Consider the following 13135-nt stretch of genomic DNA (forward strand, 5'->3'; position numbering starts at 1 on the left):
AGTGTACGAGGGTCAAGAGGGCGTCGGTAGGATGCTGAAACCCGTCACCGTCGCATGACGCAACGGGGTGCCACGCTATAGTGCGCCCTTGCGATGGAAGGCCGCGAGCCCCACATCCCCCGCCACCGTCCAGCGAGCCTTTCCCTTGTCGAGCCCCAGCCACGTCGCCGATACCCCCATTACCGACCGCTCGCAGCTGGTGGAGGTGATCGCCTCCGGCGAGAAGCCCCGCGCGCAGTGGCGCATCGGCACCGAGCACGAGAAGTTCGGGTTCCGCCTGGATGACCTGCGCCCGCCGACCTTCGAAGGCGAGCGCGGCATCGAAGCGCTGCTCAACGGCCTGGTCCGCTTCGGCTGGGAGCCGGTGCAGGAGAACGGCAACACGATCGCCCTGCTGCGCGATGGCGCCTCGGTGACGCTGGAACCGGCCGGTCAGCTGGAGCTGTCCGGTGCGGCGCTGGAGACCATCCACCAGACCTGCGTGGAGACCGGCACCCACCTCAACGAAGTGGCGCAGGTGGCCGGCGAACTGCAGCTGGGTTTCCTCGGCATGGGCTTCCAGCCGAAGTGGAAGCGCGACGAGATGCCCTGGATGCCCAAGGGTCGCTACAAGATCATGCGTTCGTACATGCCCAAGGTCGGTTCGCTCGGCCTGGACATGATGACCCGCACCTGCACGGTACAGGTGAACCTGGACTACGCGACCGAAGCGGACATGGTGAAGAAGTTCCGCGTATCGCTGGCGCTGCAGCCGATCGCCACCGCGCTGTTCGCCGATTCGCCGTTCACCGAAGGCAAGCCCAACGGCTACCTGAGCTACCGCTCGCACATCTGGACCGACACCGACGCTGACCGCACCGGCATGCTCGACTTCGTGTTCGAGGATGGCTTCGGTTACGAGCGCTATGTCGATTACCTGCTCGACGTGCCGATGTATTTCTCCTACCGCGATGGCATCTACCACGACGCCAGCGGGCAGAGCTTCCGCGATTTCATGCAGGCCAGGCTGCCGGTGCTGCCGGGCGCGCTGCCGACGCTGCGCGACTGGTCGGACCACATGACCACCGCGTTCCCGGAAGTGCGCCTGAAGAAGTACCTGGAAATGCGCGGCGCCGATGGTGGTCCGTGGAGCCGCCTGTGTGCGCTGCCGGCGTTCTGGGTCGGGCTGCTGTACGACGACGCTGCGCTGGACGCTGCGTGGGACCTGGTGCGTGACTTCACCCTGGCCGAGCGCCATGCACTGCGCGACGGCGTGCCGAAGCATGCGATGAACCTGCCGTTCCGCAATGGCACGGTGCGCGACCTGGCCCGCGAAGCCGTGAAGATTTCCGTCGAAGGCCTCAAGCGCCGCGCGGCGCGCAATGCCGACGGCCAGGACGAGAGCAAGTTCCTGGACGTGCTGCAGGAGATCGTCGAATCCGGGCTGACCCCGGCCGAGCGCAAGCTGGCGCTGTTCCATGGCCGCTGGCACGGCGACGTCGATCCGGTGTTCCGCGAATTCGCGTACTGAGTGGATTGCGGTAGTGCCGGCCGCTGGCCGGCAGCCAGGCGGGGGTGCCGGCCAGCGGCCGGCACTACCAGAAAAAAACCCCGGCATTGCCGGGGTTTTTCTTTTTCGCATCTGCCCTGGATCAGGCCGCGTCCTTCATCGTCGCCATGTCGATCACGAAGCGGTAGCGCACATCGTTCTTCGTCATGCGTTCCCAGGCTTCGTTGACGTTCTTGATGTCGATCATCTCCACATCGCTGACGATGCCGTGCTCGGCACAGAAGTCCATCATTTCCTGGGTTTCAGCCATGCCTCCAATCGCCGATCCGGTCAGGTGCTTGCGGCCGAAGATCACGCTGCCACCGGTCAACGGCGGGTCCAGTTCGGTCAGCACGCCGACCAGGCACATGGTGGCTTCACGCTTGAGCAGGCCCATGTACGGATTGGTGTCATGGCCAACAGGGATGGTGTTGAGCAGGAAGTCGAAGCTGCCCGCGTGCGCCTTCATCTGCGCGGCATCGCGCGAGACCAGCACCTCATCGGCGCCCAGGCGCTTGGCGTCGGCACCCTTTTCCGGCGTGGTGGTGATCATCACCACGTGCGCGCCGAGTGCCTTGGCGAACTTCACGCCCATGTGGCCGAGGCCACCGAGGCCGATCACGCCGACCTTCTGGCCCGGGCCGACCTTCCAGTGGCGCAGCGGCGACCAGGTGGTGATGCCGGCGCACAGCAGCGGCGCGGCGGCCTTCAGGTCGAGGGTGTCGGACACCTTCACCACGAAGCGCTGTTCGACCACCACGTGGTCGGAATAGCCGCCGTAGGTCGGCGCGCCGCTTTCGCGTTCACGGCCGTTGTAGGTCCAGGTCGCGCCCTCTGCGCAGTACTGCTCCAGGTCGTGCTCGCAGGCATCGCAGTGGCGGCAGGAGTCGACCATGCAGCCGACGCCGGCGTGGTCGCCGACCTTGAAGCGGGTGACGTTGCTGCCGACTTCGGTCACCCGGCCGATGATCTCGTGGCCCGGCACCATCGGGTAGATCGAGCCACCCCAGTCGTCGCGGGCCTGGTGCAGGTCGGAGTGGCAGATGCCGCTGTAGAGAATCTCGATGCGCACATCGTCCGGGCCGACCGCGCGGCGTTCGAACTCGAAGGGCACCAGCGGGTCGGTATGGGAGTGGGCGGCGTAACCACGGGCGAGGGACATGGGGAATCCTTGGCAGGGTTTGTCGAAAGGCGTTTTACAATACGCCCCGTACCCAGCCGCAAGAAGCACGGATATCGGCATGATTCATCAAGTGAAACTGCACAATCATGGCCACTGACAATCTCACCCACCTGGCCGCGTTCGCGGCGGTCGCCCGTCACCGCAGCTTCCGCCGTGCCGGCGCCGAGCTGGCGCTGTCGACCTCGGCGGTGAGCTATGCCATCCGCGCGCTGGAGGAACGGTTGGGCGTGGGCCTGTTCCATCGCACCACCCGCAGCGTGGCCCTGACCGAGGCCGGGCAGCGCCTGCTGGAACGCCTGCAGCCCGCGCTGGGCCAGGTGAATGACGCGCTGGAGGAGATGAACCAGTTCCGCGCCGCGCCGGCGGGCCTGCTGCGTATCAATGCTACCCGCGCCGCAGTGCCGACCCAGTTGGGGCCACGGCTGGCGCGCTTCCTGCACGCCCATCCCGACGTGCGGGTGGAGCTGACCGAGAACGATGGCCTGGTCGATATCGTTGCCGAAGGCTACGACGCCGGCGTGCGCCTGCACGAGTTCGTACCCGAGGACATGGTGGCGGTGCCGATGGGCCCACCGCTGCGTGGCTTGATTGTCGGCTCGCCGGACTACCTGCGGCGGCGCCCGGCGCCACAGCATCCGCGCGACCTGGCCACACACGAATGCATCCGCTTCCGCTTCGCCAGCGGGCATCTGTACAAGTGGCAGTTCGAGCGCGGTGGGCAGGCGCTGGAGATCGATGTACCGGGGCGGCTGACGCTGTGCGAGCAGGGCACCGTGGTCAGAGCGGTACTCGATGGCATCGGCCTGGCCTATGTGCTGGAAGACACCGCCCGCCCGTACATCGAATCCGGCCAGATGGTGGCAGTGCTGGAAGACTGGAGCGAACCGTTCGCCGGCTTCGCGCTGTACTACCCGAAGCAGCGGCAGATGCCCGGTGCGTTGCGCGCGTTCGTGGACATGCTGCGCGAGTGAGTTACTGCAGGAGTGCCGACCAACGGTCGGCACCCACCGTGGAAGGCCAGTGCCGACCAACGGTCGGCACCCACCGGGCAAGGCCATTGCCGACCAACGAATCGGGACCGGCCGGTAGATCCACGCCACGCGTGGATGGAACAACCTTACGGCGCCTGCAACACCGGCGCCAAGAACGCCACGCAGTCGCGCAGGTGCACGTCCACCGGCGCATCCTCGGCCACCACACCGATCACGCGTTCGCGCAGCGGCTCGGCCACGGCCATCGCCAGCAGCAATCGCGCCATGCGAACAGGATCTCCCTCGCGCAGCAGCCCACGCTGTTGCTGGCGCGCCAGCCAGTCGGCCAGCAGCGCACGGCCGCGTTCGATGCCGTTGTCCAGATAGGCCTGCAGCAGCGCGTCCTTGCCGGGAAAGTCGGTGGCCAGCAGGCGGAATACCTGCACCGCCTGCGCCGACAGCGCCTGCGCGCACACCGCGTGCAGGATGTCCTGCAGCAACGGCACGACCTCTTGGGCATTGCGCGCATCGCGCTGCAGTTGTGGCGCGAAGCCGTCGGTCCACTCACGCACCGCCAACCCAACCAGTTCCTCGCGGTTGCTGGCGTGGCGGTAGACGGTCTTCTTCGCCACCCCGGCGTGCGCCGCCACCGCTTCGATGGTGGTGGCCTCGTAGCCCTGCGCCAGCAGCAGTTCCAGCGTGGCCTGCAGCACGGCGTGGCGGACTTCGGCTTCCGGCCGCGCAGGGCGGCCGCGGCGGCGGGTCGGTGATGTGGGCTCGGGCACGGTGGTGCTGTTCATTGCGCCCATCTTACCGCATCCGGACAATTGCGAAACGAATATCGTTTCCGTATTGTCGGGACTCCCAACACCGCAGGAGACCCCGATGGATACCGCTGTGAACGCCCGCGCCTGGCTGGACCACCACGATCTGCTCGACCCGGCGCCGATGCATCTGGAGACCGGCATCCAGCGCCGCGAAGACGGCACCCTGCTGGTGGCGGTGCGCACCGATCTGCACGGCTGCAAGGGCCGCATGCTCGACTGGTGGTTCACCTTCTTCGAGACCACCCAGCACATCCGCTGGTGGCATCCGGTCGATCATGTCGAGCATCGCGGCTGGGACGCGGCCTGGCAGCGCGGGCGCAGCTACCACGGCGCCAGCATCCATGCGGTGGAATCGCTGGCCGACATTCCGCCGGTGGCGGCGCGCCTGAAGTTCCATGACCCGCGCACGTTGCTGGTGCCCGAGCGCCTGCAGGCGGCACAGGATGCAGGCGATGTATCGGCGGTGATCGCCGCGCGCATCGGCTTCGGCGACCAGGTCCGCCTGGATGCAAACGCTGACCCCTGCGACGGGCAGATGCTGCACGTCGCACGCGATACGCCGTTTGGCTGTGTGCTGCGCAGCCGCTTCGTGCTCGGCCTGGACAGCACCGATCCGCACCGCGATGCCGGCGATGCGGTCGGGCTGGGCCTGCTCAAGCACTGCTACACGGAGTTCAGTTTCCTCTCGCGCCTGCTGCCGTCGCTGTACTACGGTGAGCGCGCCAACGGCGAAGCGGTGCCGTTGCCGTGGTGAGCGGTGCAGCGGTCATTCGACCAGTGCGTCGTAGCCTTCGCCGCTGAACTGGATCAGGCAGAAGCCGTGGCCGAACGGATCGGCCAGCACGGCGATGTGCCCCCAGCGACGCTCGCGTATGGATTGCTCGAGCGTCGCTCCGGCTGCGACTGCACGTACCAGCGCGGCTTCGATGTCATCCACCACCCAATCCAGGTGCAGCGGCGTCCAATGGCGCTCGTAGTCGCGCACGTCGCCGTCTTCGGTGGCGGCGCTGCCGGCGTCGTTGTGCAGCAGGTAGAGCGGCGTTGGCCCACCGAGCAGCTCCACGGCGCCCGGGCCGAGACGGCGGCCGATGCGCAGGCCGAAGGCCCGGATGTAGAAGTCTTCGGCGGCGGCCAGGTCGGGCACGTCGAGGTTGACGATGAAGCTGTGGGCAGTGGGGTTCATGGCAGCGATGGGCGGCATCCGGTGGTCGCAGTCTAGTCCTGCCGCGTGCTGCGGCCGGTTCATCTCCTGCGCGGATTCGGGCAAGCTGGGCGGTCTCCATCGACAAGGACATCCATGAGCGCGCTATCCGGCATCGAGCAGGCCACCGGCCAGTCCTTCCCGCCCCTGTTCAAGCAGCTGCATGCAGCGGATCGGTTGAGTTGGGGTGCCCCACATCCGGAATGGTCCGAGGTGGTATTCCCGACGCTGCAGGCGGATCCGCCGGTGCTGCTGTATGCCCAGGACTATGAGCCGTTGGAACACGATGAACTGCTCGAGGCGTGGCAGGAGCTGACCGCGGAGGATCATTACAATCCCCTGCGCACTGACCTGCAGTTGCTGCCCTTTGCGCGGACCGGCGGCGGCGACAGCTACTGCTTCTGGAGCAACGCGCCCGGCTTTGCCGAGCCCCCCGTCGTGCTGGCGTGGCATGACGATGATCGTGCCGATGTGCTGGCCGCCAGCTATCAGGATTTCCTGTTCCGCAAGATGGTCGAAGCCGTTGCTGACTACCAGGGGCCGTACACGCTGCTGTCGCACGGCGAGCTGGCCAGCAACCTGCGGCGCTGGCTGCAGAGCCACCAGCCGTTCCTGCGCGATGACCAGTACGCAGCCCTGCAGCGGCTGTTCGCCCGCGTTGACGATATCGCTGAAGGAAACATCAGCGACGAGGATGCACAGGCCATCGTCGCTGAGGTGATCGGCTTCGAGCGGTTGGACGAGTCGTTCGCCTACGTGCGCGAGGACGCCTGAAGGCCGGGGTCGGATCCGCGCGCAGCGTGGCTCTGACGCCTTGTGCGCCGAACAGGGGTCAGAGCCCTTTCCGTTGGAAAGGGCTCCGACCCCGTGGGGGATCAGCCCGCGGCCGGGTAGTCGAGGTAGCCTGCTTCGCCGCCACCGTAATAGGTGCTGCGGTCGGGCGTGGCCAACGCGATGTTGCGCTGCAGGCGTTCGACCAGATCCGGGTTGGCGATGAACGGCTGGCCGAACGCGGCCAGGTCGATGGTGCCCGCTTCGACCAGCTGCAGGGCGCGTTCGCGGGTCATGCCACCTGCCAGGATGACGGTGCCACCGTAGGCCTGCCTGAACTGCCGCAGAAACGCCTCGCCCAGCACCGACCGGCCCGCCTGCAGGTTGTCGTTGAGGTGCACGTAGGCCAGCCCACGCTTGCCCAGTTCCTCGGCCAGGTACAGATAGGTGGCTTCGTTGTCGGGGTAGAACGGCATGTCGAAGGTGAGGTTGTTCGGTGCCAGGCGCACGCCGATGCGATGCGCACCGATACGCTGCGCCATCGCATCGACGGTTTCCAGGATCAAGCGCGCACGATTGGGCAGCGAGCCGCCGTAGCGATCATCACGCTGGTTGATGAGCGGGTTGAGGAACTGCTCGAACAGGTAACCGTTGGCGGCATGCAGTTCGATGCCGTCGAAGCCGGCCGCAATGGCGTTGTCTGCCCCGCGCACGAAGTCGTCGACGATACCGGGGATCTCCGCAGTCTCCAGTGCACGTGCCGGAGTGGGATCGGCGTGGCCGCGGCTGCCATCGTCCAGGTACACGAACGAGGTGTTCTTCGGTGCGCTGGCCACCGGGCGGGTACCGGCGCTGACCGGTTGCCCACCGCCGGGCTGCAGCGAGGAATGCGACATGCGGCCGACGTGCCAGAGCTGGGCGAAGATCGTGCCCTGTGCGGCATGCACCGCCTCGGTGACACGCTTCCACCCGGCCACCTGCTCGGCCGACCAGATGCCCGGCACGTCGATGTAGCCCTGGCCCTGCGGCGAGACAGGCGTGCCTTCGCTGATGATCAGGCCGGCGCTGGCGCGCTGCCGGTAGTACTGCGCGGTGAGTTCGTTGGCGACCGCTCCGGGGTTGCGGGCACGGGTCATCGGCGCCATCGCGATGCGGTTGCGCAGGGAAGTGCCTGCAAGGTCGAAGGGGCGGAACAGGGCGGCGGTCATGTCGGTCATCTCGATGCGGGGGAAGGCGCCAGCGGCGCGATGCACACAGGATGGAGTTGACATGCGGGCGCATAAAGCGCTTCGATCTCCCTGGGTGCGGGACTATTTGTCCCCAATGGAGCGCGAACGATGCTGCCGCTGGAATCGTTGAATGGCCTGGTCACGTTCGTCACCACGGCCCGCTCAGGCAGCTTCACCGAGGCCGCCGACGCGCTGGGCATCTCGCGCTCGGCGGTGGGCAAGGCCATCGCCCGGCTGGAAGCGCGGCTGGGGGTGCGCCTGTTCCACCGCACCACGCGGCGCATCGCGCTGACCACCGATGGCGAGGCGTACTACGCATCGTGCGCGGCGGCGCTGGAAGAAATCTCCGCCGCCGAGGCCTGCCTGGGTTCGGCCGGCCTGCCCAGCGGGCGGCTGCGCATCGACATGCCATCCTCGTTCGGGCGCCTGGTGGTGCTGCCGGTGCTGTTGCGGCTGTGCCGGCAGTACCCGGACCTGCAGTTGACGATGACCTTCACCGATCACTTCGTCGATCCGGTCGAGGAAGGCATCGACCTGCTGATCCGTTTCGGTGGGCTGCACCAGGCAGAGCATCTGGTGGCGCGGCGGCTGGGGCGCCAGCGGCTGGTCACCTGCGCATCGCCAGAGTATCTGCAGGCGCACGGCGTGCCGCGCACGGTGGAGGAACTGGCGCAGCACCGCAGCATTGTTGGCTTCCGCCACGGGCAACCGGTGTGGTGGCGGATCGGTAGCGAGGAGGACGAAGGGACATTCATCCCGAATGCGCCGTATCAACTCAATGACGGCGACGCGGTGATCGAGGCAGCCATCGCCGGGCTTGGTATCTGCCAGATGCCGGTTTCACTGGTGCGCCGCCACCTGGATTCCGGCGCGCTGCGGTCGGTGCTGGATGCGCACATGCAACGGCACATCGATATCCACGCGTTGTGGCCACCGACACGCCACCTGCGGCCCAAGGTGCGCTACGTGGTGGATGAGCTGGCGCGGTTGGCGGGTGAGGGATTGTTTGATTGAGCCGGCCAGGATTGAGTTCGTGACTTCGGCTTGTATACTGTCCCCCAGTATAGTTCCGAGGTGGCCCGCCATGCCGCACTCCCCCGAAGAGAAGAAAAAGGTCCTGGCCCGCGTGCGCCGCATCCGCGGCCAGTGCGATGCGCTGGACCGCGCGCTGGAAGCCGGCGCCGACTGCGGGCCGGTGCTGCAGCAGATCGCCGCCATCCGTGGCGCGGTCAACGGCCTGATGTCCGAGGTGATGGAGGCTCATCTGCGCGAGGAGTTCGGGCAACCCGCAGCCTCCGATGAACAACGCGCCGAACGCGTGCGCGACATGAGCGCGTTGATCCGCTCGTACCTGAAATAAACGATGGCGCAACATGGCGCCGCCCATCCTGTCATTGCCTGTCTCTGGAGAGTCCACCCATGAAATCCCGTGCCGCCGTCGCCTTTGGTCCCGGCCAGCCGCTGCAGATCGTCGAGATCGACGTCGCCCCGCCGAAGGCAGGCGAGGTGCTGGTGAAGATCACCCATACCGGTGTCTGCCACACCGATGCGTTCACCCTGTCCGGCGATGACCCGGAAGGCCTGTTCCCGGTGGTGCTGGGCCATGAAGGTGCCGGCATCGTGGTGGAGGTCGGCGAGGGCGTGACCAGCGTCAAGCCCGGCGACCACGTGATTCCGCTGTACACCGCCGAGTGCGGCGAGTGCCTGTTCTGCAAGAGCGGCAAGACCAACCTGTGCGTGGCCGTGCGCGCCACCCAGGGCAAGGGTGTGATGCCCGATGGCACCAGCCGCTTCAGCTACAACGGTGAGCCGCTGTACCACTACATGGGTTGCTCGACCTTCAGCGAGTACACCGTCGTTGCCGAAGTCTCGCTGGCCAAGATCAACCCGGACGCCAACCCGGAACATGTCTGCCTGCTCGGCTGCGGCGTCACCACCGGCATCGGCGCGGTACACAACACCGCCAAGGTGCAGGAAGGCGACAGCGTGGCCGTGTTCGGCCTCGGTGGCATCGGCCTGGCGGTGATCCAGGGTGCACGCCAGGCCAAGGCCGGCCGCATCATCGCGGTGGACACCAACCCGTCCAAGTTCGAGCTGGCGCGCGAATTCGGTGCCACCGACTGCATCAATCCGAAGGACTTCGACAAGCCGATCCAGCAGGTCATCGTTGAAATGACCACCTGGGGCGTGGACCACAGCTTCGAGTGCATCGGCAACGTCAACGTGATGCGCGCGGCGCTGGAATGTGCGCACCGTGGCTGGGGCCAGAGCGTGGTGATCGGCGTGGCCGGTTCGGGCCAGGAGATCTCCACCCGTCCGTTCCAGCTGGTGACCGGGCGCAAGTGGATGGGCACCGCCTTCGGCGGCGTGAAGGGCCGCAGCCAGCTGCCGGGCATGGTCGAGGATGCGATGAAGGGCGATATCGAACTGGCCCCGTTCGTCACCCACACCATGGACCTGGACAAGATCAACGACGCCTTCGACCTGATGCATGAAGGCAAGTCGATCCGTTCGGTGGTCCACTACTGAGCCACGTCATGGGCTGGTTCGATGCCCTGCGCCGGCCGCGTGCGGAAGACCCGCGCGCGGCCCTGGTGGTGCCGATCGAGCAGGCGTTGCGTGCGCTGGGCTGGGTCGACGGCGAGGTGGGACCACCGCGTGCGGTGACCTCGGCCTTCGGCAGCGACGATGGCATGCCGTTCGAGCAGTGGCTTGCGCAGGTATTCCTGCCGCGCCTGCACGAAGCCCGCGCCGACGGCCAGTGGCCACCACGCAGCGACGTGGCGGTGGCGGCGTATCGCAACCTGGACGGCCAGCCTGGCGTCGAATCGTTGCTGCGCCTGCTGGCACAGCTGGATGAACGGATCAACCAAGGCATCCACGCCGGGCGTGGATAAGCCGACCACGGTCGGCATCTACCAGCAGCACGCGTGCGCTGACGCGCCGCGCAGGAGAGCACCATGGAACGCATTGAACACCGCGCCTGTTTTGGCGGCTGGCAGGACGTCTACCGCCATCATTCGACCACGCTGGGCTGCGACATGCAGTTCGCCGTGTACCTGCCACCGCAGGCGGAAACACAGAAGCTGCCGGTGCTGTACTGGCTGAGCGGCCTGACCTGCACCGAGCAGAACTTCATCACCAAGGCCGGCGCGCAGCGTTATGCGGCCGAGCACGGTGTGATCATCGTCGCGCCCGACACCAGCCCGCGCGGTGATGACGTGGCCGATGCCGAGGGCTACGACCTGGGCAAGGGGGCAGGGTTCTACCTCAATGCCACCCGCGCACCGTGGGCGAAGCACTACCGCATGCATGACTACGTGGCGCAGGAGCTGCCGGCGCTGATCGAGGCGAACTTCGCGGTGACCGACGCGCGCGCGATCAGTGGCCATTCGATGGGCGGCCATGGCGCGCTGGTGATCGCGCTGCGCAACCCCGGGCGCTATCGCAGCGTGTCGGCGTTTTCGCCGATCGTCGCGCCCAGCCACGTGCCGTGGGGGCAGAAGGCCTTCCATGCCTATCTGGGCGACAACCCGGCCGACTGGGCGCAATGGGATGCCTGCGAGCTGATCGCTATGGCTGACGAGCGCCTGCCGCTGCTGGTCGACCAGGGCGAGGCGGACGAGTTCCTGCAGACCCAGCTGCAGCCGCAGCGCCTGCAGCAGGCCTGCGATGCCGCCGGCCATCCGCTGACCCTGCGCCTGCAGCTCGGCTACGACCACAGCTACTACTTCATCGCCAGCTTCATCGGCGAGCACATCGCCCACCACGCCCGCGCCCTGCAGGGCTGAGCGCCCTGGGAAAAAGGGGACGGAGGGGGTTAAGTCGCATTTGCCGCTGTGCCGCAAACGACTTAATCCCCTCCGTCCCCTTTTTCAGCGATGGATCACACCCTTATGGCGCCGCCCCGCGCTATCGTGCGCGTAGACGGCCTTGCGGATCGGGGGGATGCATGCCGGTAGTGCTGGCGCTGCTGTATGTGCTGTGCCATGGCCTGGTGCTGGCCCTGTGGCCTGGCCCCGCCGGGGTAGGCTCCTTCGTTTTCCTGACCGGCGCACCGCTGCTGGCGGCGGCCGCCTGCCTGTGGCGGGCCCGCCGCGACCGCGCGGCACTGGGGTGGCGCGCCACGGCATTGGCACTGCTGCTGTGGGCCGGCGGCATGGCGTTCAACATGATCGACGCCTTGGGCGCCGGGCGTGCCGATTTCACCCCGCGCGCAAGCCTGTTCCTGTACGTGCTGTATGGAGTGCCCCTGGTGTTCATCCTGGCCCGGGCACGCCGCGAGCGCCTGAGCATCAGCCTGATCGACGCGGCGATGGCGGCGCTGCTGGGTGTGCTGTTCTTCGTGCACACCGCATCGTTCGCCGCCCGTGTCGAGGTCGACGCCCATGCGATGTCCAACATGCAGCGCATGTTCGACATCCAGAACCTGTGTATCGCCGCGTTCGCCGTGGTGCGATGGCTGGCCGGCGACGTGCCCGAACGGCGCAGGTTCTTCCGCGCACTGGCGCTGTACGCACTGGCCTATCTGCTGGTGGCCTACTACATCAACCACTACACCTCCGATGATGCATTCGGTGCGTTCAACGATCTGCTGATCGACGTACCTTTTCTGCTGATCGCCTGCTTGGCGCTGGACACGGCGCCGGACACAGGCACCACGGCACACCCGCGGCTGGCGAGGACGGTGCAGGCCGCCGGTCCGATCATCCTGCCATTGCTGCTGCTGGTGGTCGGCACGCTGGTGGTCGATCATGCGCGGCCGTTGGCCGTTGCCGGCTTCGTCGTAGCCACCCTTGGCTTCGGCCTGCGCAGCGTCCTGCTGCAGACCGATCTTCTGGAACGCCAGGCAGCACTGGATCAACTGGCGCGGCAGGATGGCCTGACCGGCGTGGCCAACCGCCGCGAGTTCGACGCACGGCTGACGTCCGAGTGGAATCGCGCACGGCGCAGCGGCACCGAGCTGGGCCTGCTGCTGGTGGATATCGACCACTTCAAGGCCTTCAACGACCAGCACGGCCATCCGGCCGGTGATCGTTGCCTGCAGGCGGTGGCCGGGGTGCTGAAGGTCATAGCCGGTCGCGGTGGTGACAGCGTTGCGCGTTATGGCGGTGAAGAGTTCGCCGTCATCGTGCCCGGAAGCCCGTTGTCGGGCGTGCTGGCGCTGGCCGAGCGGCTGCGCGAAGCGGTCGAAGCGCTGCCATTGCCGGAAGGCCCGGTCAGCATCAGCGTCGGCGTGGGTTACCTGCATCCGCCGGCTCTGGCCAGTGCCGATCAGTTGCTGGCAGACGCCGATGCCGGCCTGTATGCCGCCAAGCGGGCTGGCCGCAACCAGGTGATCCTGCATGCGCACGTGCTGGATGACGAGGGCAGCACGCACGGAACGATGGACTGCTGAGCAGCTCTCTGCATGCGATCACACGGG

General features: G+C 67.0%; 14 protein-coding genes. 10 read left to right on the forward strand and 4 right to left on the reverse strand.

What is annotated here, in order from left to right; all coding sequences use genetic code 11:
- Window positions 1-145 precede the first annotated feature (145 nt).
- Window positions 146-1510, forward strand: coding sequence for a glutamate--cysteine ligase (locus AC5P5X_RS16705; RefSeq protein ID WP_049450587.1), 1365 nt, complete (start codon window positions 146-148; stop codon window positions 1508-1510).
- 121 nt (window positions 1511-1631) lie between these two features.
- On the opposite strand, the gene AC5P5X_RS16710 is transcribed toward AC5P5X_RS16705, so the two are convergent.
- Window positions 1632-2690, reverse strand: a complete 1059-nt coding sequence (locus tag AC5P5X_RS16710; RefSeq protein WP_062605651.1) for an NAD(P)-dependent alcohol dehydrogenase — start codon at window positions 2688-2690, stop codon at window positions 1632-1634.
- Window positions 2691-2797: 107 nt separating this feature from the next.
- Here AC5P5X_RS16710 and AC5P5X_RS16715 point away from each other — a divergent pair, with 107 nt between their 5' ends.
- Window positions 2798-3682: a LysR family transcriptional regulator gene (locus AC5P5X_RS16715; RefSeq protein WP_005411016.1), complete on the forward strand. Its 885-nt coding sequence runs from the start codon at window positions 2798-2800 to the stop codon at window positions 3680-3682.
- A gap of 146 nt (window positions 3683-3828) precedes the next feature.
- Here the strand turns inward: AC5P5X_RS16715 and AC5P5X_RS16720 are convergent, their stop codons facing one another.
- The gene (locus tag AC5P5X_RS16720) at window positions 3829-4491 is read right to left on the reverse strand and encodes a TetR/AcrR family transcriptional regulator (RefSeq protein ID WP_024956057.1); all 663 of its coding nucleotides are present in this window, start codon (window positions 4489-4491) and stop codon (window positions 3829-3831) included.
- A gap of 76 nt (window positions 4492-4567) precedes the next feature.
- Between AC5P5X_RS16720 and AC5P5X_RS16725 the strand changes: the two genes are divergently transcribed.
- Window positions 4568-5263, forward strand: coding sequence for a DAPG hydrolase family protein (locus tag AC5P5X_RS16725; RefSeq protein ID WP_005411014.1), 696 nt, complete (start codon window positions 4568-4570; stop codon window positions 5261-5263).
- A gap of 12 nt (window positions 5264-5275) precedes the next feature.
- Here AC5P5X_RS16725 and AC5P5X_RS16730 read toward each other — a convergent pair whose 3' ends face one another.
- On the reverse strand, window positions 5276-5692 hold the full coding sequence (locus AC5P5X_RS16730; protein WP_043034099.1) for a VOC family protein: 417 nt from the start codon (window positions 5690-5692) through the stop codon (window positions 5276-5278).
- Between the two features lie 114 nt (window positions 5693-5806).
- Between AC5P5X_RS16730 and AC5P5X_RS16735 the strand changes: the two genes are divergently transcribed.
- Window positions 5807-6484 carry an SMI1/KNR4 family protein gene (locus tag AC5P5X_RS16735; RefSeq protein ID WP_043034024.1) on the forward strand — a complete coding sequence of 226 codons (678 nt, stop codon included), beginning with the start codon at window positions 5807-5809 and terminating at the stop codon, window positions 6482-6484.
- A 101-nt stretch (window positions 6485-6585) separates the two neighbouring features.
- On the opposite strand, the gene AC5P5X_RS16740 is transcribed toward AC5P5X_RS16735, so the two are convergent.
- Window positions 6586-7689, reverse strand: coding sequence for an alkene reductase (locus AC5P5X_RS16740; RefSeq protein ID WP_049433583.1), 1104 nt, complete (start codon window positions 7687-7689; stop codon window positions 6586-6588).
- Window positions 7690-7818: 129 nt separating this feature from the next.
- Between AC5P5X_RS16740 and AC5P5X_RS16745 the strand changes: the two genes are divergently transcribed.
- The 6 genes from AC5P5X_RS16745 (at window position 7819) to AC5P5X_RS16770 (ending at window position 13108) form a co-directional block, all read left to right on the forward strand.
- Window positions 7819-8724: a LysR family transcriptional regulator gene (locus AC5P5X_RS16745; RefSeq protein ID WP_100438111.1), complete on the forward strand. Its 906-nt coding sequence runs from the start codon at window positions 7819-7821 to the stop codon at window positions 8722-8724.
- 70 nt (window positions 8725-8794) lie between these two features.
- On the forward strand, window positions 8795-9070 hold the full coding sequence (gene frmR / locus AC5P5X_RS16750; protein WP_005411009.1) for a formaldehyde-responsive transcriptional repressor FrmR: 276 nt from the start codon (window positions 8795-8797) through the stop codon (window positions 9068-9070).
- A gap of 59 nt (window positions 9071-9129) precedes the next feature.
- Entirely contained in the window at window positions 9130-10239 is a 1110-nt protein-coding gene (locus AC5P5X_RS16755; protein ID WP_005411008.1) for an S-(hydroxymethyl)glutathione dehydrogenase/class III alcohol dehydrogenase, read from the forward strand.
- A gap of 8 nt (window positions 10240-10247) precedes the next feature.
- Window positions 10248-10607, forward strand: a complete 360-nt coding sequence (locus AC5P5X_RS16760; RefSeq protein WP_005411007.1) for a YqcC family protein — start codon at window positions 10248-10250, stop codon at window positions 10605-10607.
- Between the two features lie 63 nt (window positions 10608-10670).
- A complete protein-coding gene (fghA, locus tag AC5P5X_RS16765; protein WP_099524261.1) occupies window positions 10671-11501 on the forward strand; it encodes an S-formylglutathione hydrolase in 831 nt (276 codons plus the stop codon).
- A gap of 161 nt (window positions 11502-11662) precedes the next feature.
- Entirely contained in the window at window positions 11663-13108 is a 1446-nt protein-coding gene (locus tag AC5P5X_RS16770; protein ID WP_100438109.1) for a GGDEF domain-containing protein, read from the forward strand.
- The last annotated feature ends 27 nt before the right edge of the window (window positions 13109-13135 follow it).

The organism is Stenotrophomonas sp. YJH_SMC_91 (assembly GCF_059368495.1).